Annotated in this window: 13 protein-coding genes and 2 pseudogenes; all 15 read left to right on the top strand. The window is 35.9% G+C overall.

Annotated elements, in window-relative coordinates; translation table 11 throughout:
* Nucleotides 1-19: 19 nt before the first annotated feature.
* Nucleotides 20-1,399, top strand: a complete 1,380-nt coding sequence (vex3, locus tag HMPREF2701_RS09540; protein WP_061589874.1) for an ABC transporter permease subunit Vex3 — start codon at nt 20-22, stop codon at nt 1,397-1,399.
* Nucleotides 1,400-1,540: 141 nt separating this feature from the next.
* Nucleotides 1,541-2,197, top strand: a complete 657-nt coding sequence (gene vncR / locus HMPREF2701_RS09535; RefSeq protein WP_061589873.1) for a response regulator transcription factor VncR — start codon at nt 1,541-1,543, stop codon at nt 2,195-2,197.
* Complete coding sequence (vncS, locus tag HMPREF2701_RS09530; RefSeq protein ID WP_061589872.1) at nt 2,194-3,522, top strand: sensor histidine kinase VncS; 1,329 nt, start codon at nt 2,194-2,196, stop codon at nt 3,520-3,522. Before vncR ends, vncS begins: the two co-directional genes overlap by 4 nt.
* Before the next feature lie 140 nt (nt 3,523-3,662).
* Nucleotides 3,663-4,544, top strand: a complete 882-nt coding sequence (locus HMPREF2701_RS09525; RefSeq protein ID WP_001019001.1) for a class II fructose-bisphosphate aldolase — start codon at nt 3,663-3,665, stop codon at nt 4,542-4,544.
* A gap of 196 nt (nt 4,545-4,740) precedes the next feature.
* Nucleotides 4,741-5,193 (top strand): annotated as a pseudogene (locus HMPREF2701_RS09520) (DNA polymerase); the annotation flags it as partial.
* A pseudogene (locus HMPREF2701_RS09515) lies at nt 5,190-5,551 on the top strand (hypothetical protein). The pseudogenes HMPREF2701_RS09520 and HMPREF2701_RS09515, both read left to right, overlap by 4 nt.
* A complete protein-coding gene (locus HMPREF2701_RS09510; RefSeq protein WP_061589870.1) occupies nt 5,544-5,822 on the top strand; it encodes a DUF5960 family protein in 279 nt (92 codons plus the stop codon). The pseudogene HMPREF2701_RS09515 and the gene HMPREF2701_RS09510 overlap by 8 nt, the downstream one beginning before the upstream one ends.
* 70 nt (nt 5,823-5,892) lie before the next feature.
* Complete coding sequence (locus HMPREF2701_RS09505) at nt 5,893-7,854, top strand: HsdM family class I SAM-dependent methyltransferase (RefSeq protein WP_061589869.1); 1,962 nt, start codon at nt 5,893-5,895, stop codon at nt 7,852-7,854.
* Nucleotides 7,841-8,851 carry a restriction endonuclease subunit S gene (locus HMPREF2701_RS09500; RefSeq protein ID WP_061589868.1) on the top strand — a complete coding sequence of 337 codons (1,011 nt, stop codon included), beginning with the start codon at nt 7,841-7,843 and terminating at the stop codon, nt 8,849-8,851. The genes HMPREF2701_RS09505 and HMPREF2701_RS09500 overlap by 14 nt, the downstream gene beginning before the upstream one ends.
* A gap of 3 nt (nt 8,852-8,854) precedes the next feature.
* Nucleotides 8,855-10,549: a DUF262 domain-containing protein gene (locus HMPREF2701_RS09495; protein ID WP_061589867.1), complete on the top strand. Its 1,695-nt coding sequence runs from the start codon at nt 8,855-8,857 to the stop codon at nt 10,547-10,549.
* Nucleotides 10,550-10,963: 414 nt separating this feature from the next.
* On the top strand, nt 10,964-11,956 hold the full coding sequence (locus HMPREF2701_RS09490; protein ID WP_049551693.1) for an ABC transporter ATP-binding protein: 993 nt from the start codon (nt 10,964-10,966) through the stop codon (nt 11,954-11,956).
* A 1-nt stretch (nt 11,957) separates the two neighbouring features.
* A complete protein-coding gene (locus HMPREF2701_RS09485; RefSeq protein WP_061589865.1) occupies nt 11,958-12,776 on the top strand; it encodes an ABC transporter permease in 819 nt (272 codons plus the stop codon).
* 1 nt (nt 12,777) lies between these two features.
* Nucleotides 12,778-13,563, top strand: coding sequence for an ABC transporter permease (locus tag HMPREF2701_RS09480; protein ID WP_061589864.1), 786 nt, complete (start codon nt 12,778-12,780; stop codon nt 13,561-13,563).
* A 580-nt stretch (nt 13,564-14,143) separates the two neighbouring features.
* Nucleotides 14,144-20,635 carry a S8 family serine peptidase gene (locus tag HMPREF2701_RS09475; protein ID WP_070482866.1) on the top strand — a complete coding sequence of 2,164 codons (6,492 nt, stop codon included), beginning with the start codon at nt 14,144-14,146 and terminating at the stop codon, nt 20,633-20,635.
* Between the two features lie 601 nt (nt 20,636-21,236).
* A complete protein-coding gene (locus HMPREF2701_RS09470) occupies nt 21,237-22,127 on the top strand; it encodes a DUF6287 domain-containing protein (protein WP_070482863.1) in 891 nt (296 codons plus the stop codon).

Raw genomic sequence — 22,127 nt, 5'->3', positions numbered from 1 at the left:
AAATCTAGAAAGGGAACCTATGTTACACAACGCATTTGCCTATGTTACAAGGAAGTTTTTCAAATCGATCGTCATCTTCCTGATTATTCTCCTCATGGCGAGCTTGAGTTTGGTCGGCTTGTCGATCAAGGGAGCTACTGCCAAGGCTTCTCAGGAGACCTTTAAAAATATCACTAACAGCTTCTCCATGCAAATCAATCGTCGCGTCAATCAAGGAACGCCACGTGGTGCTGGGAATATTAAAGGTGAAGATATCAAAAAAATCACCGAAAACAAGGCTATTGAGTCTTATGTGAAACGCATCAACGCTATCGGAGATTTGACTGGCTATGAACTCATCGAAACACCAGATACCAAGAAAAATCTGACACCTGACCGTGCTAAACATTTTGGAAGTAGCTTGATGATTACAGGTGTCAATGACTCCTCTAAAGAAGACAAGTTTGTCTCTGGTTCTTATAAGTTGGTCGAAGGTGAGCACTTAAACAACGACGACAAGGACAAGATCCTCCTGCACAAGGACTTGGCAGCCAAACACGGCTGGAAAGTAGGGGACAAGGTCAAACTAGACTCTAATATCTACGATGCAGACAATGAAAAAGGTGCCAAGGAAACAGTCGAAGTGACAATCAAGGGACTCTTTGATGGTCATAATAAGTCAGCAGTAACCTACTCACAAGAACTCTATGAAAATACAGCTATCACAGACATTCACACTGCTGCAAAACTTTATGGATACACAGAAGACACAGCTATTTATGGGGATGCAACCTTCTTTGTAACAGCGGACAAGAACTTGGATGATGTTATGAAAGAGTTGAATGGCATCAGTGGTATCAACTGGAAGAGCTATACACTTGTTAAGAGCTCCTCTAACTACCCAGCTCTTGAGCAATCCATCTCTGGTATGTACAAGATGGCCAACCTCCTCTTCTGGGGTAGCTTAAGCTTCTCAGTCCTTCTCCTTGCCCTCTTGCTCAGCCTTTGGATCAATGCCCGTCGCAAGGAGGTGGGAATCCTCCTCTCTATTGGTCTCAAGCAGGCAAGTATCTTGGGTCAATTCATCATTGAATCCATCTTGATTGCTATCCCTGCTCTTGTTTCTGCATACTTCTTAGCTACTTACACAGCGCGTGCAATCGGAAATACTGTTCTTGCCAACGTCACTTCAGGTGTTGCCAAGCAAGCCAGCAAGGCTGCTCAAGCCTCTAACCTTGGTGGTGGTGCAGAAGTAGATGGCTTTAGCAAGACTTTGTCGAGCCTAGACATTTCTATTCAGACATCAGACTTTATCATCGTCTTTGTCCTTGCCTTGGTTCTAGTGGTTCTCGTTATGGCGCTTGCTTCAAGCAATCTCCTTAGAAAACAACCAAAAGAGCTTCTGCTGGATAGTGAATAACAAACTTGCTACCTATTCTCTCCTAAATGGGGTATAATATAGGTAGCATTTTTATCTATTTCATCTTGATAAGTCCTCTGTTTATCTGGATGAAACTGGGATAATTTACAAGAAATTTAAAGGAATGTGAAACGTTTTTCTATGAAAATTTTAATTGTAGAAGATGAAGAGATGATCCGTGAGGGAATCAGTGACTATTTGACAGATTGTGGTTATGAGACCATTGAGGCTGCAGATGGGCAAGAAGCCTTAGAAAAATTTTCCAGCTATGAAGTAGCCTTGGTTTTACTGGATATCCAGATGCCCAAGCTCAATGGCCTGGAAGTTCTAGCTGAGATTCGTAAAACCAGTCAGGTTCCTGTCTTGATGTTGACTGCCTTTCAGGATGAAGAATACAAGATGAGTGCCTTTGCTTCGCTAGCAGATGGCTATCTGGAAAAGCCCTTCTCCCTCTCCCTCTTAAAAGTAAGGGTGGACGCGATTTTCAAGCGCTATTATGATACGGGACGAGTCTTCTCCTATAAGGATGCCAAGGTGGACTTTGAGAGCTACAGTGCCAGCCTAGCGGGCGAGGAAGTGGCTATCAATGCTAAAGAGTTAGAAATTTTGGACTATCTGGTGAAAAATGAAGGACGGGCCTTGACTCGATCTCAGATAATCGATGCTGTCTGGAAGGTGACAGATGAGGTGCCTTTTGACCGTGTTATTGATGTTTACATCAAGGAACTGCGGAAAAAGCTAGACTTGGATTGTATCCTCACTGTGCGTAATGTTGGTTATAAATTGGAGCGAAAATGAAACGAACAGGTTTATTTACAAAGATATTTATCTACACCTTCTCGATTTTTAGTGTTCTGGTCATCTGTCTTCATTTAGCCATTTATTTTCTTTTTCCTTCGACTTATCTGAGTCATCGTCAGGAAACCATTGGCCAGAAAGCGACAGCCATTGCCCAGTCCCTAGAAGGTAAGGATAGGCAGAGTATTGAGCAAGTGTTAGACCTATATTCCCAGACTAGTGATATCAAGGGGGCTGTCAAGGACGAGATGACCGAGGACAAGTTAGAAGTCAAGGACAGTTTTCCTCTGGATACAGACCGCCAGACAACCTCTCTCTTTATCGAGGAGCGCGAGGTGAAAACGCAAGATGGTAGTACCATGACTCTGCAATTTTTAGCTTCCGTGGATTTGCAAAAGGAAGCGGAGCAAATCAGTCTCCAATTTCTCCCCTACACCTTGCTGGCATCCTTTCTGATTTCCCTTTTGGTTGCCTACATCTATGCTCGGACCATTGTTGCTCCGATTTTGGAAATCAAGCGAGTAACTCGTCGGATGATGGAGCTGGATGCCCAAGTGCGTTTGCGCGTGGATTCTAAGGATGAAATTGGTGATCTCAAGGAACAAATCAATAGCCTCTACCAGCACCTTTTGACTGTTATTGCAGACTTACATGACAAGAATGAAGCCATTCTCCAGCTGGAGAAGATGAAAGTCGAGTTCCTACGAGGAGCTTCTCATGAATTGAAAACACCTCTGGCTAGTTTGAAAATCCTAATCGAAAATATGAAAGAAAATGTCGGTCGTTATAAGGACAGAGACCACTATCTGGGAGTTGCGTTGGGAATTGTGGATGAGCTCAATCACCACGTTTTCCAGATACTTTCTCTCTCGTCTGTGCAGGAGTTGCGAGATGATAGGGAAGAAATTGACTTACACGAGATGACGCAAAATCTGGTTAAGGATTATGTCTTGCTAGCCAAGGAAAGAGATCTCCAGATAGACAATAGTTTGACCCATCAGCAGGCTTATCTAAACCCATCAGTTATGAAGTTGATACTATCTAATCTCATTAGCAATGCCATTAAGCACTCTGTTCTAGGTGGCTTAGTTCGCATTGGAGAAAGAGAAGGGGAACTTTTTATAGAAAATAGCTGCAGTCCAGAAGAACAAGAAAAACTAGCCCAGTCTTTTTCTGACAATGCTAGTCGCAAGGCTAAGGGGTCTGGGATGGGACTCTTTGTGGTCAAGAGTCTATTAGAACATGAAAAATTATCCTATCGTTTCGAGGTGCAGGAGAATCGTTTAACCTTCTTTATAGCTTTTCCAAAAGTCGCCCAAGACTAGGGATAGAAAGGGTTTACATAGATGAAGCTAGAAGAAATTCAATCGAAACTGCGGGAAAAACTAGATTTTTTTGTCAAAAAGTGATAAAATGAACAATGTAAATGGGAAGTCCCATAAAAATATACAGGAGGCCTGATAAAATGGCAATCGTTTCAGCAGAAAAATTTGTCCAAGCAGCTCGTGACAACGGTTATGCAGTTGGTGGATTTAACACAAACAACCTTGAGTGGACTCAAGCTATCTTGCGCGCAGCAGAAGCTAAAAAAGCTCCAGTTTTGATCCAAACTTCAATGGGTGCTGCTAAATACATGGGTGGTTACAAAGTTGCTCGCAACTTGATCGCTAACCTTGTTGAATCAATGGGGATCACTGTACCAGTAGCTATCCACCTTGACCACGGTCACTATGAAGATGCACTTGAGTGTATCGAAGTTGGTTACACTTCAATCATGTTTGACGGTTCACACCTTCCAGTTGAAGAAAACCTTAAATTGGCTAAAGAAGTTGTTGAAAAAGCACACGCTAAAGGTATCTCAGTAGAAGCTGAAGTTGGTACTATCGGTGGTGAAGAAGACGGAATCATCGGTAAAGGTGAATTGGCTCCAATCGAAGACGCTAAAGCAATGGTTGAAACTGGTATCGACTTCTTGGCAGCTGGTATCGGTAACATCCACGGTCCTTACCCAGCTAACTGGGAAGGTCTTGACCTTGACCACTTGCAAAAATTGACAGAAGCTCTTCCTGGATTCCCAATCGTATTGCACGGTGGATCAGGTATTCCTGATGAGCAAATCCAAGCAGCTATCAAACTTGGTGTTGCGAAAGTTAACGTTAACACTGAATGCCAAATCGCATTCGCTAACGCAACTCGTAAATTTGCTCGTGACTATGAAGCAAACGAAGCAGAATACGACAAGAAAAAACTCTTCGACCCACGTAAATTCTTGGCTGACGGTGTAAAAGCTATCCAAGCATCAGTTGAAGAACGTATCGACGTATTCGGTTCAGAAGGTAAAGCTTAAGAAGCTTGTGAAAGCTTGATATAAAAAGGTTTATCCGATTTGGATAAACCTTTTTTCTTTGTTTTTCCACAAATTTGCTACACTTATATAGTTAACGAATCTAAAACAGGAATGATTAGTTCTTTTGTTTTTTGTGTAACGTGCAAATAGATATCTGTAACACGACTTCCTCTTGTGTGTCTTACACGATTTTGAATTGCTTCGAGAGATGGCAGAGCAGGTTGCTATTCGTCTTAGACGAGCAGGTAAGAAAACAACTGTTGTCTCTATTCATGTAGGTTATTCCAAACAGGAAAATAAAAAATCAATCAACACACAAAAAAAAATCGAATCAACTAATCAGACGGACACGCTAACTAATGTGGTTTTACAGTTATTTCATCAGAAATACAGTTCAGGTGCCGTAAGGAACGTTGCCGTCAACTATTCAGGTCTAGTGGATGAATCGTTTGGACTAGTTTCTTTATTTGATGATGTTGAAAAAAGAGAAAAAGAAGAAAGGCTCCAATCAGCTATTGACAGCATCCGAGATCAGTTTGGGTTCACTTCGCTTTTAAAAGCCAGTGCCCTTGAGTCAGCATCAAGAAGCATTGCTAGAAGTAAACTAATCGGAGGTCATTCTGCTGGTGGACTAGATGGTTTAAAATGATTGAACGTTCCTATTTGCCCTATCAGTCTGCTCGAGAATATCAAGACTTAGGTATGCAAAAGTGGATGGGCTTCTTTTTATCTGAACATACCACATCACTAGGAGAAGAGAAATATCGTATCGATCTAACTAGTGACTTGAACAGAACAGAAAAATTATTGTTACTTTCTTAGCTTTATGTTGGGAATTTAAAGGGTCGCTTTATAGTCAAACAAAAAACTCAAAAAAAGCCTTAATTGGGGAGGAGGGGGAAATTGCAGTAAAGGAAATATCACTCAAAACACCTGAAGGATACCAACTAGTTGAAGTGGAAGTCATCCTGGACATTCAACTATTAGAAGAGGTTGTCTATGAGTAGAAAAGAACTCTATGAGAATAAATTTCAGATGGACTATTTCTCAGATAACTATATTCGATTTGAAGAAGATTTTCCAAAATACTCAGCAATAGACATACCATTTACTTTTCTAGTTGATGATATTCTTAGAACTATGGCTATGAATCAGAAAAACTACTTCAAACTTAATAAAGAAAATTCCAAAGATGGACGGAATCATTATTTTTATTTTGAAGTTAGTGAAAATCAATTAATAAGAAAGTTGAATTATATAAATGTGCAAAGAAAGTAGCGAATTTTCAAGTAATTTGCTACTTTCTTTGATATAATGGGAGATGATAAACTTAAGGAAGTGAAAAACTATGGCCAATGAAGCAACAGCAACTGATCAATATGTTAGAAGAGAGATAGAAAAATTTGGTGTCCGATATGATGAGCAAGGTTCTTCTCATCCAGAAATTGCTAAAGCACTAAAAGGAGCTAGCAAACAAGGTAAATCTGGAGTTGGAAAGCCTGAATTTGTTATGCAGATTTTAGATTATCTTATTGTGATTGAAGATAAAAGGGACAGTGATAAACTTATTAAACTTACCGAGGATGGTTCTATTGCTAAAGACATTCCATCATTGTCAGGTTTTGCTGTAAATGGTGCTGTACACTACGCAAACCATATCGTAACGAAAACAAGCTCTTTTGATGAAGTAATCGCAATAGGTATTACTGGAGATGAGGAATTTCATAGCATTCAACCTATATTGGTTTCTATCACTGAAGAAGGAATTACTGAAAAAGAACTTCCAAAGTTAACTGATCTTCAGGAACTTCATCCAAACAATATAAATGAATGGTATTCAGTAAATGTACTTAATGAATACTCTATTGAGCAAAAACGTATTTTTGAATTGCAAAATGTTTCAAAAGAACTACATGAAGATTTACGAAACTACGCTTCGCTCGAAGGTGAGAATAAAGCAACAGTAATTTCTGCAATTCTTTTAGCCCTTAATGAGGAAGATTTTGATATTAAAAAATTGACAGGTAATAAGTATCCTAAAAAAACTGATGGTACAGAGGATAAAACAAGACCAGCAATTGATAATGATGGAATGAGAATTCTAAAAGCAGTTAAAGATTACATTGCATCTGAAGGTGTTATGCCGGAAGACAAGGTCAATATTCTTCTCAATAAGTTCTCATTTTTAGCAACGAATGTTCGACTAAATGAAAAAAACGAAACATTAGGAGTTACACCGCTTCATTATTTTACTAAAAAACTACAAGATAAAGTTATCCATCACTTTAAACAAAATACAGATTACGATATTTTAGGCAATTTCTATGGTGAGTTTGTAAAATATGGTGGTAGTGATGGAAATGGTCTTGGAATCGTTTTGACACCTCATCATATTACAACGCTTATGACGGAATTGATTAATGTGTTGCCAACCGATTATGTGTTAGATCCTGCTTGCGGTAGTGGTGCTTTTTTGATTTCTGCAATGAATAGAATGACTAAACTAGCAAAAGATGAGGACGAAATCAAACATATTAAACAGCATCAACTACTGGGGATAGAGTTGCAGGAAAAGATGTTCACCGTAGCGACAACGAACATGATTCTACGAGGGGATGGCAAAAGTAATCTACAGTTAAATGATATGTTTTCTGTTACCGGTGAAGAGATCCAAAAGCAGAGAGTAAATAAAATCTTGTTTAATCCCCCGTATTCCCAAGGGAAAACAGATAAAACCCTAACAGAAATTAATTTTATTCGCCATGCTTTAGATATGCTAGTGACTGGTGGGAAACTAGCGGTTATTGTCCCTCAATCAACTATGGTTGGTAAATCTAAGGAAGAAAAGGAATATAAGAAAAAAATTCTTGAAAAACATACTTTAGATATAGTAATTACTGTAAATAAAGATACTTTCCATGGAGTGGGGACTAATCCTGTTATTGCAGTTTTTGAGGCAGGAAAACCACATGATATTGATAGAAAAAAAGTTAAATTTATTAATTTTGAGGAGGATGGTTTTGTTGTAAGAAAACACATCGGTTTGGTTGATGATGGTAACGCAAAAGAAAGGAGACGTTACTTGTTTGATGTTATTAATGGAGATGAAGAAAATTACACGACTAAGTTTATGGTGAAATCGACAATCCAAGCAGAAGATGAATGGTTACACAGTTTTTACTATTTCAATGATGAGATACCAAGTGCTGCTGATTTTGAAAAGACTATTGCAGATTATCTGAGTTTTCAATTTGATATGTATGCTCATGGCAGAGGATATTTATTTGAGGTGAATGATGATAAGAAATAAAAAATGGGGAACCTTTTTACTAGGTGATGAAAAAGTTTTTACACTTCATTCGACATTGAATGGAATAGATAAAAATAAACTAATTGATAATGGTGAAAAAATTTTTCCATATATTACTCGCTCAAAAAGTAACAATGGATTAGATATGTTTGTATCCAAACAATCATATCCAATAAATAAGGGAAATGTTATCATAATTGGTTTGGATACTCAAACAGTTTTTTACCAAGAAGCGGATTTTTATACTGGTCAAAACGTCCAACTTCTCTATAATGAATATTTAAATAAAAATGTTGCAATGTTTTTGATTCCTATTATTAAGAAACAATTAGAGGTTTTGAACTGGGGAGGGAATGGAGCAACTTTAAGTAGGCTTAAGAAAAAAAGAGTGTCTCTACCAATTACAGATTTTGGCTTTCCTGATTGGAATTTTATGGGAGAATATGTTCAAACCAAATTAAATAAGATCAATAATAATTATCAGCTTCCTAAACAGCATGTAATTACTGATTTTAGAGAATTAGATGAAGTTGAGTGGGGAGAGTATTTAGTTTCAGACTATTTTGATATTATTAAATCAAAAATAGGTCATGAAACTCCATTGCCTTATATATCGGCAAAAAAAGAATTTAATGGTTTCAAGAGTTGGGAACTTTCGCCTAAAAATTTTTACCCGAGAAACACCATTTCATGGAATAAGATAGGTGATGGGGGGGCAGGATTAGCTTACTTTCATCCATATGACTATTCCATGGATGATATTAACTGTATTTCTATAAAATCGAAAGATGAACTTGACGAATATTGTAATTTATTTATTGTGAGAATGCTTTCTCAATATTTTGGAGTATTTAATCATGGGCATACATTATCAAAAAGAAGATTTCTGAGAACAAAAATAATGTTACCTACAAAGAATAAATTACCTGATTTTCAATTCATGGAACAATACATGAAGCGAATGGAAAATCGCATAATACAAAAGATGGAACAATAACACATGGATATCAATGTTGCACAAGAAAGTACAATCAAAAATTTATTTTCGACATTTTTAACTAAGGACGAGCAGATTTGCTACTTCTCGATTCCTCTTTATCAGCGAAAATATTCATGGAGTGAAAAGCAATGGGAAGAGTTGTTTTCTGATCTCTGTCATTCATTTGCTAAAGCAGATATGAATACTGACTATTGGGGAAACATTATTGTTTATAAGAAGGATTCAGAAAACAACTATGAATTGGTTGACGGTCAGCAAAGAATTATTACATTGCTGTTATTAATTGCTTCTCTCGGGAGTATTGAAAAAAACGATGGATATCTTCCTTTGAAATTTGACGATGAACAAAATAGTGTTTGGGTTAAAATTGCTGAAAATTCAAGGCTTACACAAGATGAAAAGCGTCATCCATTCAATAGAGCTAAAAATTATTTTACTACTTTAGTTTCTGAAAAAGAAGTTGACAAACAGGCATTACTAGATCATTTGTTAAGAACGAAGATATCTGTAATAATTGTCAATGACGAACTAGAGAGTAACTTACTTTTCGGCAGATTAAATACTCGTGGTATTTCGTTGAATGATGTTGATTTAATTAAGCACAGTCTATTTTATGCTACAGAAAGAAGATTGCCTCCAACTGGGGATGATGTTGTCTTGCAAAAATGGAATAATTTGGTTCAAACAACCAGTCAAATGAATATCTCTATCGATGAATTTATTTCGAAGTGGTGGGAGATACACTATGAACTTTCAGAACATAGCCTATATACTTCCTTTCTTGATGAATTAGATACCTCTGAATATCTCAATTTTTTAGATTCTTTATTATCAGTCGCAACAGAAATTAAAGAATTAAAAATTAATTCAGGAACAGATAATAAAATTGGAAGAAATTTGAAGTGGTTGCTTAAGATTTCTCCTTCTAGACAGTTATTACCTATAATTATCTCGATACAAGAAACATCTTTTGGGAGACATGCTAAAGTGTCGCTTTTTGAGTTGCTAACTGTATTTGAATTTATTCGAGCTATTTCTCCTCAAACTGATTTTAGCAATCTAGAGGAAGAATACCTGAGGTTTAGCAAAACACTGTTAAGTGAAGTCGCAGGAAAGCCACTGTCTGAGCGAGAAATTATGGTTGAAATTAAAAAGTTAAAAGTAAAGATGCGCGAATTATTGCCTGACCTTGAAGATTTCTTGAATAATTTTACCAAATTAAGATGGGATGATAGTGATCGCTGGGAAGGTTCTGGACATGAAAAAATGTTATCTACATATGCCATCTATACACTAAACAATTGGCTAGATGTCATAAATCATGGTGCAGGAGCTGAATATCGAACCAGAGATGATGATGAATACTCTATTGAGCATATCAGAGCGAAAAAAAATGCTACAAACGGAGAACTGTCTCTAGAATATTTGATTGGGAATCTTGTGGTTTTCGAAAAGCAACCAAATAATGATTTAGGAGATGTTGATGTTGGTGAAAAGATTTCAGCATATCGTAAGTCAAGTTACCCTCAAATGAAAGAACTAATTTTTAAAAATAAAAGGAAACATACTCAGTCCTATAGAACTAAGTATGCAATGGAATGGGATATTAAAGATTTTACTATTGTTGCAATTGAAAATAGAGGAAGGTATTTGGCTAATGCTTTTTATGATAAAGTTTTAGAATTATTAGAATAAAGCTATTAGATTGCTTTTCTTCCCCCCTCTATTAATGTGATAACAAAAAAACGCTTCATTTTTTTGATGTTTTAAGGAAACTATCAAGCCAGAATTTTGGACTAATACTTTTCGAAAATCTCTTCAAACCACGTCAGCTTTATCTGCAACCTCAAAGCTTTGTTTTGAGCAGCCTGCGGCTAGCTTCCTAGTTTGCTCTTTGATTTTCATTGAGTATAAAAATACCACTTTAAGAGAAAAAAATTCAATTTCATAAATTTTAAGCAAACGCTTGCATTCTGTTTTTTATTGGACTATAATAGGTTGGTATAAAGCCTTTTGTAGTAATAAAATGTAGAAGGTATAGAAAGTAAGGATTTAGAAGACTTGTAGTCAAAAATACAATGTTGCTATTCCTTGCATAGGGAGATAGATATGGCAATGATAGAAGTGGAACATCTTCAGAAAAATTTTGTTAAGACTGTTAAGGAACCAGGCTTGAAGGGGGCATTACGCTCCTTTATTCATCCTGAAAAGCAGACCTTTGAAGCGGTCAAGGATTTGACTTTTGAGGTACCAAAGGGGCAAATTTTAGGCTTCATCGGGGCAAATGGTGCTGGGAAGTCAACCACCATTAAAATGCTGACAGGGATTTTAAAACCGACATCTGGTTTTTGTCGAATTAACGGCAAGATTCCACAGGACAATCGCCAAGATTATGTCAAAGATATTGGAGTGGTCTTTGGGCAACGTACCCAGCTATGGTGGGATTTGGCGCTACAAGAGACCTACACGGTCTTGAAAGAGATTTACGATGTGCCAGACTCGCTCTTTCATAAGCGTATGGACTTTTTGAATGAAGTCTTGGATTTGAAGGACTTTATCAAGGATCCCGTGCGGACTCTTTCACTGGGTCAACGGATGCGTGCAGACATCGCAGCTTCCTTGCTCCACAATCCCAAAGTTCTCTTTTTAGATGAACCGACTATTGGTTTGGACGTTTCGGTCAAGGATAACATTCGTCGGGCCATTACTCAGATCAATCAAGAGGAAGAGACCACCATTCTCTTGACCACTCACGACCTGAGCGACATTGAGCAACTCTGTGATCGGATTTTTATGATTGATAAGGGGCAGGAGATTTTTGATGGAACGGTGAGCCAACTCAAGGAAACCTTTGGCAAGATGAAGACGCTCTCCTTTGAACTGCTACCAGGTCAAAGTCATCTCGTCTCTCACTATGAAGGCCTGCCTGATATGGTTATTGATAGACAAGGGAATAGTCTCAACATTGAATTCGATAGTTCTCGCTACCAGTCAGCTGACATTATCAAGCAAACCCTGTCTGATTTTGAAATCCGCGATTTGAAGATGGTGGATACGGATATTGAGGATATTATCCGTCGCTTCTACCGAAAGGAGCTCTAAGATGTTCAAATTGTGGAGACGTTATAAACCCTTTATCAATGCAGGCGTTCAGGAGTTGATTACCTATCGAGTCAACTTTATTCTCTATCGAATCGGCGATGTCATGGGTGCTTTTGTGGCTTTTTATCTTTGGAAGGCTGTCTTTGATTCCTCGCAGGAGTCTTTGATTCAGGGCTTCAGTATGGCAGATATCACACTCTACATCATCATGAGTTTTGTGACCAATCTTCTGACTAGGTCAGATTCATCCTTTATGATTGGGGAGGAGGTCAAGGATGGCTCCATTATCATGCGCTTGTTAAGACCAGTGCATTTTGCGGCTTCTTACCTCTTTACGGAACTTGGTTCCAAGTGGTTGATTTTTATCTCTGTTGGCCTTCCATTTTTAAGTGTCATTGTTTTGATGAAAATCGTATCTGGGCAAGAGATTGTAGAAGTGCTGGGATTAACTGTCCTTTATCTTTTTAGCTTAACGCTTGCCTATCTGATTAACTTTTTCTTTAATATCTGCTTTGGATTTTCTGCCTTTGTGTTTAAAAATCTTTGGGGTTCCAACCTACTTAAGACTTCCATAGTGGCTTTTATGTCTGGAAGTTTGATTCCCTTGGCTTTCTTTCCAAAGGTTGTTTCAGATATTCTGTCCTTCCTGCCTTTTTCATCCTTGATTTACACTCCGGTCATGATTATCGTTGGGAAATACGATGCCAATCAGATGCTTCAAGCACTCCTTTTGCAGTTCTTCTGGCTCTTAGTGATGGTGGGCTTGTCTCAGTTGATTTGGAAACGAGTCCAGTCCTTTATCACCATTCAAGGAGGTTAGTATGAAAAAATATCAGCGTATGCATCTGATTTTTATCAGACAATACATCAAACAAATCATGGAATACAAGGTGGATTTTGTGGTTGGAGTACTGGGAGTATTTCTGACTCAAGGCTTGAATCTCTTGTTTCTCAATGTCATCTTTCAACACATCCCATCCCTAGAAGGCTGGACTTTTCAAGAAATTGCCTTTATCTATGGTTTTTCCTTGATTCCCAAGGGTTTGGACCATCTCTTTTTTGATAATCTCTGGGCTCTGGGACAGCGCTTGGTGCGAAAAGGAGAATTTGATAAGTATCTTACTCGTCCTATCAATCCTCTCTTTCACATCTTAGTTGAGACCTTTCAGATTGATGCCTTGGGCGAACTCTTGGTTGGTGGGATCCTACTAGCGACAACGGTATCTAGCATTGCTTGGACTCTTCCAAAATTCCTGCTTTTTCTAGTTTGTGTTCCTTTTGCGACCTTGATTTATACTTCCTTGAAAATTGCGACAGCCAGTATTGCTTTTTGGACCAAGCAGTCAGGCGCTATGATCTACATTTTTTATATGTTCAATGACTTTGCCAAGTATCCGATTTCGATTTACAATTCGCTTCTTCGATGGTTGATTAGCTTTATCGTGCCATTTGCCTTTACGGCCTATTATCCTGCTAGCTATTTCTTGCAGGACAAGGATGTAGTCTTTAACATAGGAGGTTTGATGTTGATTTCCCTTGTCTTTTTTGCTATTTCCTTGAAACTCTGGGACAGGGGCCTAGATTCCTACGAAAGTGCAGGTTCTTAAGAAGAAACTTAAAGCCTTGTCTTAGGACAGGCTTTTTCTAATAGAGATGAAAATTTCTTGACTTCCATACTCAGAGTTCTATACTATAATCGCAATCGCCGATTTAGCTCAGTTGGTAGAGCAAGGCACTCGTGAAGCCTAGGTCACAGGTGAATAAATGATTGAATATCTGAAAAATTTATATATAGAAAATAACCGTTAAGCCTAGTTCTTATCGGTTATTTATGTTGTTACACAACATTGTTATTGCATCAATTATGTCTGTTTTTGTAACTCTGGTAGTGCTTCAACTTGATTGCTACTATTTTTGATGGTGTGAATGTGCTTATAATGTATCTCAGTTAAGTACGAAATTTTTATATCTTTTTTTAATACATATTAAAAATAAAATTAATACCCCTTAATTTTTCTTGACTTAAATTTTTTTAATTGATATACTATTTTTCAGAGAGCTAACAATTATATATAAATGTACTACTCTATTTCCTAGATAATACTTAGTAAAACTTTTTATAACAAAGGCTAGCAAAGTTAAAGTTTTCTATCTATTGGAAGTTAAATAAATATGTAAGGAATTAAAATGAAAAAAAGTACAGTATTGTCATTAACCACAGCTGCAGTTATTTTAGCAGCATATGTCCCTAATGAGGTAGTCTTAGCAGATACATCTAGTTCTGAAGATGCTTTAAGTATCTCTGATAAAGAAAAAGTAGTAGATAAACAAAAAGAAAACAAAGAAAAACATGAAGATATTCATAATGCTATAGAAACTTCAAAGGATACTGAAGAGAAGAAAACAACAGTTATTGAGGAAAAAGAAGTTGTTAGTAAAGAATCTGTGATAGACAATAAAACTAACAATGAAAAAACAACAATCAAAAAAGAAGATTCCAATCAATACAAAGGAGATAATGCAGACTCGTCTGCAAGTAAAGACACAGAAAATCCTCAAAAAGAAGATAAACTTGTCTATATTGCTGAATTTAAAGATAAAGAATCTGGAGAAAAAGCAATCAAGGAACTATCAAATCTTAAGAATACAAAAGTTTTATATACTTATGATAGAATTTTTAATGGTAGCGCTATTGAAACAACCAAAGATACTCTGGACAAAATTAAACTAATAGAAGGTATTTCATCGGTTGAAAGGTCACAAAAAGTCCAACCTATGATGAATCATGCTAGAAAAGAAATTGGAGTTGAAGAAGCAATCGATTACCTAAAATCTATCAATGCACCATTTGGTAAAAATTTTGATGGTCGGGGTATGGTCATTTCAAACATCGATACTGGGACTGATTATAGACATAAGGCTATGAGAATCGATGATGATGCCAAAAGCTCAATGAAATTTAAAAAAGAAGACTTAAAAGGTACTGATAAAAATTTCTGGTTGAGCGATAAAATTCCTCATGCTTTCAATTATTATAATGGTGGTAAAATTACTGTAGAAAAAGCTGATGATGGAAGCGATTATTTTGATCCACATGGGATGCATATTGCAGGGATTCTTGCGGGAAATGATACTGAAAAAGATATCAAAAACTTTAACGGAATAGATGGAATTGCTCCTAATGCACAGATCTTCTCTTATAAAATGTACTCTGACGCAGGGTCTGGGTTCGCAGGAGATGAAACAATGTTTCATGCTATTGAAGATTCAATCAAACACAATGTCGATGTTGTTTCGGTTTCATCTGGCTTTACAGGAACAGGTCTTGTAGGTGAGAAATATTGGCAAGCTATTAGAGCGTTAAGAAAAGCAGGCATTCCAATGGTTGTAGCTACGGGTAACTATGCAACTTCTGCTTCAAGTTCTTCATGGGATTTAGTGGCCAATAATAATCTGAAAATGACCGACACTGGAAATGTAACACGAACTGCAGCACATGAAGATGCGATAGCAGTTGCTTCTGCTAAAAATCAAACAGTTGAGTTTGACAAAGTTAAGATTGGAGGAGAAAGTTTTAAATACAGAAATATAGGGGCCTTTTTCGATAAGAATAAAATCATAACAAACGAAGATGGTTCAAAAGCTCCTAGTAAATTGAAATTTGTATATATAGGCAAAGGTCAAGACCAAGATTTGATAGGTTTGGATCTTAAGGGCAAAATTGCAGTAATGGATAGAATTTATACAAAGGATTTAAAAAATGCTTTTAAACGAGCAACAGATAAGGGCGCACGCGCCATTATGGTTGTAAATACTGTAAATTACTACAATAGAGATAATTGGACAGAGCTCCCAGCTATGGGATATGAGGAGGATGAAGGAACTACGAGTCAAGTTTTCTCAATTTCAGGAGATGATGGTGTAAAGTTATGGAACATGATTAACCCTGATAAAAAAACTAAAGTCAAAAGAAATAATAAAGAAGATTTTAAAGATAAATTGGAGCAATACTATCCAATTGATATGGCAAGCTATAATTCTAATAAACCGAATGTAGGTGACGAAAAAGAGATTGACTTTAAGTTTGCACCTGACACCGACAAAGAACTGTATAAAGAAGATATTATAGTCCCAGCAGGGTCTACATCTTGGGGGCCAAGAACAGATTTACTTTTAAAACCGGATGTTTCAGCACCTGGTAAAAATATTAAATCCACTCTCAATGTCATTAATGGGAAATCAACTTATGGTTATATGTCAGGGACTAGTATGGCAACTCCAATCGTGGCAGCTTCTACTGTTTTGATTAGACCAAAGTTAAAGGAAATGCTTGAAAGACCTGTATTGAAAAATCTTAAGGGAGATGACAAAATAGATCTTACAAGTCTTACAAAAATAGCCCTACAAAATACTGCACGTCCTATGATGGATGCAACGTCTTGGAAAGAAAAAAGTCAATACTTTGCATCACCTAGACAACAGGGGGCAGGGCTAATTAATGTTGCCAATGCTTTGAGAAATGAAGTCGTAGCGACTTTTAAAAACACGGATTCTAAAGGCTTGGTAAACTCTTATGGTTCTATTTCTCTTAAAGAAATAAAAGGAGATAAAAAATATTTTACAATTAAGCTTCACAATACATCAAACAGACCTTTGACCTTTAAAGTTTCAGCATCTGCTATAACTACAGATGCTCTAACTGACAGACTCAAACTGGATGAAACATATAAAGATGAAAAATCTTCAGATGGGAAGCAAATTGTTCCAGAAATTCACCCAGAAAAAGTCAAAGGAGCAAATATTACATTTGAGCATGACACTTTCACTATAGACCCAAATTCTAGCTTTGATTTAAATGCGGTTATAAATGTTGGAGAGGCTAAAAATAAAAATAAATTTGTAGAATCATTTATTCATTTTGAATCAGTGGAAGAAATGGAAGCTCTGAACTCCAACGGGAAGAAAATAAATTTCCAACCATCTTTATCGATGCCTCTAATGGGATTTGCTGGGGATTGGAATAAGGAACCAATCCTTGATAAATGGGCCTGGGAAGAGGGTTCAAAATCAAAAACAATGGAAGGTTATGATGATGATGGTAAACCAAAAATTCCAGGAACCTTAAATAAGGGAATTGGTGGAGAGCATGGTATAGATAAATTTAATCCAGCAGGAGTTATACAAAATAGAAAAGATAAAAATACAACATCTCTAGATCAAAATCCAGAATTATTTGCTTTCAATAACGAAGGGATCAACGCACCATCATCAAGTGGTTCTAATATTGCTAAAATTTATCCTTTAGATTCAAATGGAAATCCTCAAGATGCTCAACTTGAGAGAGGATTAACACCTTCTCCACTTGTATTAAGAAGTGCAGAAGAAGGATTGATTTCAATAGTAAATACAAATAAAGAGGGAGAAAATCAAAGAGACTTAAAAGTCATTTCGAGAGAACACTTTATTAAAGGAATTTTAAACTCTAAGAGAAATGATGCAAAGGGAATCAAATCTTCTAAACTAAAAGTTTGGGGTGACTTGAAGTGGGATGGACTCATCTATAACCCTAGAGGTAGAGAAGAAAATGCACCAGAGAGTAAGGATAACCAAGATCCTGCTACTAAGATAAGAGGTCAATTTGAACCGATTGCGGAAGGTCAATATTTCTATAAATTTAAATATAGATTAACTAAAGATTATCCATGGCAGGTTTCCTATATTCCAGTAAAAATTGATAACACAGCCCCTAAGATTGTTTCGGTTGATTTTTCAAATCCTGAAAAAATTAAGTTGATTACAAAGGATACTTATCATAAGGTAAAAGATCAGTATAAGAATGAAACGCTATTTGCGAGAGATCAAAAAGAACATCCTGAAAAATTTGATGAGATTGCAAACGAAGTTTGGTATGCTGGCGCCGCTCTTGTTAATGAAGACGGAGAGGTTGAGAAAAATCTTGAAGTAACTTATGCAGGTGAGGGTCAAGGAAGAAATAGGAAACTTGACAAAGACGGAAATACCATTTATGAAATTAATGGTGCGGGAGATTTAAGAGGAAAAATCATTGAAGTCATTGCATTAGATGGATCTAGCAATTTTACAAAGATTCATAGAATTAAATTTGCTGATCATGCTGATGAAAAGGGGATGATTTCCTATTATCTAGTAGATCCTGATCAAGATTCATCTAAATACCAAAAGCTTGGCGAGATTTCCGAATCTAAATTTAAAAATTTAGAAAATAGAAAAGAGGATAGTCTTAAAAAAGATACAACTGAAGTAGAACATCATCAAGACAATGAAGAGTCTATCGAAGAAAAATCTAGCTTGACTATTCATAAAACTATTTCAACAATTAGAGAGTTTGAAAGTAAAGACTTGAAGAAACTCATTAAAAAGAAATTTAGAGAAGTTGATGACTTTACAAGTGAAACTGGTAAGAGAACAGAAGAATACGATTATAAATACGATGATAAGGGAAATATCATTGCTTATGACGATGGTAGTGCCTTAGAATATGAAACTGAAAAACTTGACGAAATAAAATCAAAAATTTATGGTGTTCTAAGCCCATCTAAAGATGGACACTTTGAAATTCTTGGAAAGATAAGTAATGTTTCTAAAAATGCCAAGGTATATTATGGTAATAACTATAAATCGATAGAAATCAAAACGACCAAGTATGATTCCCGCTCAAAAACGATGACATTTGATTTATACGCTAATATTAATGATATTGTGGATGGATTAGCTTTTTCAGGAGATATGAGATTCTTTGTGAAAGATGATGATCAGATAAAAGCTGAAACGAAGATTAGAATGCCTGAAAAAAATAAGGAAACTAAAACAGAATATCCCTATGCATCAAGTTATGGGAATGTAATAGAATTAGGAGAAGGAGATCTTTCAAAAAACAAACCAAACAATTTAACGGACATGGAATCTGGTAAAATCTATTCTGATTCAGAAAAACAACAATATCTGTTAAAAGATAACATTATTCTAAGAAAAGGCTATGCACTAAAAGTGACTACCTATAATCCTGGAAAAACGGATATGTTAGAAGGAAATGGAGTCTATAGCAAGGAAGATATAGCAAAAATACAAAAGGCCAATCCTAATCTAAGAGCCTTATCAGAAAAAATAATTTATGCTGATAGTAGAAATGTTGAAGATGGAAGAAGTACTCAATCCGTATTAATGTCGGCTTTGGACGGCTTTAACATTGTAAGATATCAAGTGTTTACCTTTAAAATGAACGATAAAGGGGAGGCAATCGATAAAGATGGAAATCTTGTAACAGATCCTTCTAAACTGGTATTATTTGGTAAGGATGGTAAAGAGTACACTGGAGAGGATAAGTCCAATGTAGAGGCTATAAAAGAAGATGGCTCTACGTTATTTATTGATGCAAAACCAGTAAACCTTTCAATGGACAAGAACTACTTTAATCCATCTAAATATAATAAAATTTATGTACGAAATCCAGAATTCTATTTAAGAGGTAAGATTTCTGATAAGGGTGGTTTCAACTGGGAGTTGCGAGTTAATGAATCGGTTGTAGATAATTATTTAATCTACGGAGATTTACACATTGATAACACTAGAGATTTTAACATTAAGCTTAATGTTAAAGACGGTGACATCATGGACTGGGGAATGAAAGACTATAAAGCAAACGGATTCCCAGATAAGGTAACAGATATGGATGGAAATGTTTATCTTAAAACTGGCTATAGCGATTTGAATGCGAAAGCGGTTGGAGTACACTATCAATTTTTATATGATAATGTTAAACCAGAAGTAAACATTGATCCTAAGGGAAATACTAGTATTGAATATGCTGACGGAAAATCTGTAGTCTTTAATATCAATGATAAAAGAAATAATGGATTCGATGGTGAGATTCAAGACAAACATATTTATGTAAATGGAAAAGAATACAAATCATTTGATGATATTAAACAACTAACAGATAAGACACTAAACATTAAGATTGTTGTAAAAGATTTTGCAAGAAATACAACCGTAAAAGAATTCATTTTAAACAAAGATACGGGAGAGGTGAGCGAATTAAAACCTCATACGGTGACTGTGACCATTCAAAATGGAAAAGAAATGAGTTCAACGATAGTGTCGGAAGAAGATTTTATTTTACCTGTCTATAAGGGAGAATTAGAAAAAGGATATCAATTTGATGGCTGGGAAATTTCTGGTGTCGAAGGGAAAAAAGATGCTGGTTATATTATTAATCTATCAAAAGATACCCTTATAAAACCTGTATTCAAGAAAATAGAGGAGAAAAAGGAGGAGGAAAATAAACCTACTTTTGATGTATCCAAAAAGAAAGATAAGGTGCAAGCAAATCATAGTCAATTAGATGAAAATTACAAAAAGGAGGATTTACAAAGAGAAAATCATTCACAAAAATCTGATTCAACTAAGGATGTTACAACTACAGTTCTTGATAAAAACTTTGAAAATAAGAAGGAAGTCTATCTTAATAAACAAGCGAACATAGCTAATAAACATACTAACATTGATAGTAAGTCGGATACTAACCATTCTGACAGGTTGCCAAAAACCGGAACAGTTAGAGCAGTTCTTACACCATTTATTGCTGGAATATTGTTTATAGTAGGAGCACTTCTTGGATTGAAGAAAAAAGATCAAGATTAAGACAAAATCTATAGAAAAAATGTTTATGTGTTGAGATTAGATACTGTGATGGTTAAACAGTTTGTTGACAATTACTATTTAATACTTAATTCTTAAGTTTACATTGATAATTATACACTTTTAGAATGTATTAATGGACTTCATTTAGATAACAAAAAATCTTCTTATTACAGATAGGAAGATTTTTTGGATTTTACCAATTTCATAAAATACAGTATCGAACTATATATTAAAAACTGTGCTTTTACAATTGTAGTAAAAACTCAAGATTTATTTGATGAAGTACAGGCTATATGAAATATGATAAGTAAATATGCCTATTAGATTTTTTATAAACATAATATAAGTGAATAATATGAAAGGATAGCTCCTTTTCATTATCATAGTTAGACTATAAAAATATATAAAATTCTTAAAAATTATGGTATAATTTATGTTAATAAATTCGATATAGAGTTTAATGGATGATTCTATTGCTGCCAATATTTAAGGGTTAGTTGATTGGTTTTCTTTTGAAAATCCATCCATTCATGGATACTGACAAATCTTACGAATTTGTTTAAGATATAGGTGAAATATAGTGAAAAATGGGAGGAATACTATGACTAAGAAACATTTTGAAGAGAAAAATGGTCCGAAATCAACTGTATCGAAGGTAGTGAAAGGAACTTCTCCATCTAAGATTAGGGGCAAGTTTTTTAAAATAAAAGTCTATATTGGCATTGCCATTAGTCTCTTGGTCGTTGCAATCCTAGCAAGCCTCTTCTTATTCTCACCTAACGCAAAGAAAGAGTCAAATGAAGCCATTTCTTCAGTTGCTAAAAAAGAGAACACAAGTAAAGAAGCGATAGATACTTCGAAAGCGTCTGAGAATGAGAAGAAGAAAGAAGAGGAGATTCAAAAACTCAAGGAACAGCTAACCAGTTTAGATAGCGAGGTCTCTGAGTCAGAGAAGGTAGTTAGCAAGCTAAAAGAAGAAACTGCAGTTCCGAAACTGGATATTGAAGCACTAAGAAATAACGATTTATCTAGTTTGAAAGGTACATGGCGTACAGCTTCGGGTAAAGAATTTGTTATTAATGACTCTATTAATGAGTCTAGTGAAATATATGCAATTGGCTATAGAGATGGTCAAAAAGTTGAATCTACTTATGAATTAAAAGTCCCAAAAGGTCAAGAACGTCCTAAATCTGATACAGCTTCTTTTGGTATATGGCCAAAAGGTTTAATGGCAGGAGGAGCTGTGCTATATGCAATACCTAGAGGCATTGTCAAGTCCGCTGGACAGTATACTGATCAATCAAATACTGCTGAAGATAGACTTGTGGCTGGACAAAGTCCTAGTATGTTTACGGAACCAGAAAATTTTTATTATCGTGTTAAACCAGATACTAGTAAACTTGAGGAAGAGGAGAAGAATTTAGCTCAACTACAGGCTGAACGCGAAGCAATCAAAACTTCTCTAGAATCTAAGGAAAAGAAAAAAAACTAA

This window comes from Streptococcus sp. HMSC077D04 (genome assembly GCF_001808785.1).
Lineage (GTDB): Bacteria > Bacillota > Bacilli > Lactobacillales > Streptococcaceae > Streptococcus > Streptococcus mitis_BX.
The sequence above is the reverse complement of the archived record's forward strand: the minus strand, read 5'-3'. Positions and strand labels throughout refer to the sequence as shown.

Excerpts from the sequence above, each read along its gene's own strand:
- HMPREF2701_RS09485 (WP_061589865.1), top strand. The coding sequence starts at position 11,958 with ATGTTCAAATTGTGGAGACGTTATAAACCCTTTATCAATGCAGGCGTT.
- HMPREF2701_RS09480 (WP_061589864.1), top strand. The coding sequence starts at position 12,778 with ATGAAAAAATATCAGCGTATGCATCTGATTTTTATCAGACAATACATC.
- vncS (WP_061589872.1), top strand. The coding sequence starts at position 2,194 with ATGAAACGAACAGGTTTATTTACAAAGATATTTATCTACACCTTCTCG.
- HMPREF2701_RS09475 (WP_070482866.1), top strand. The coding sequence starts at position 14,144 with ATGAAAAAAAGTACAGTATTGTCATTAACCACAGCTGCAGTTATTTTA.
- HMPREF2701_RS09525 (WP_001019001.1), top strand. The coding sequence starts at position 3,663 with ATGGCAATCGTTTCAGCAGAAAAATTTGTCCAAGCAGCTCGTGACAAC.
- HMPREF2701_RS09505 (WP_061589869.1), top strand. The coding sequence starts at position 5,893 with ATGGCCAATGAAGCAACAGCAACTGATCAATATGTTAGAAGAGAGATA.
- HMPREF2701_RS09500 (WP_061589868.1), top strand. The coding sequence starts at position 7,841 with ATGATAAGAAATAAAAAATGGGGAACCTTTTTACTAGGTGATGAAAAA.
- vex3 (WP_061589874.1), top strand. The coding sequence starts at position 20 with ATGTTACACAACGCATTTGCCTATGTTACAAGGAAGTTTTTCAAATCG.
- HMPREF2701_RS09470 (WP_070482863.1), top strand. The coding sequence starts at position 21,237 with ATGACTAAGAAACATTTTGAAGAGAAAAATGGTCCGAAATCAACTGTA.
- vncR (WP_061589873.1), top strand. The coding sequence starts at position 1,541 with ATGAAAATTTTAATTGTAGAAGATGAAGAGATGATCCGTGAGGGAATC.
- HMPREF2701_RS09495 (WP_061589867.1), top strand. The coding sequence starts at position 8,855 with ATGGATATCAATGTTGCACAAGAAAGTACAATCAAAAATTTATTTTCG.
- HMPREF2701_RS09490 (WP_049551693.1), top strand. The coding sequence starts at position 10,964 with ATGGCAATGATAGAAGTGGAACATCTTCAGAAAAATTTTGTTAAGACT.
- HMPREF2701_RS09510 (WP_061589870.1), top strand. The coding sequence starts at position 5,544 with ATGAGTAGAAAAGAACTCTATGAGAATAAATTTCAGATGGACTATTTC.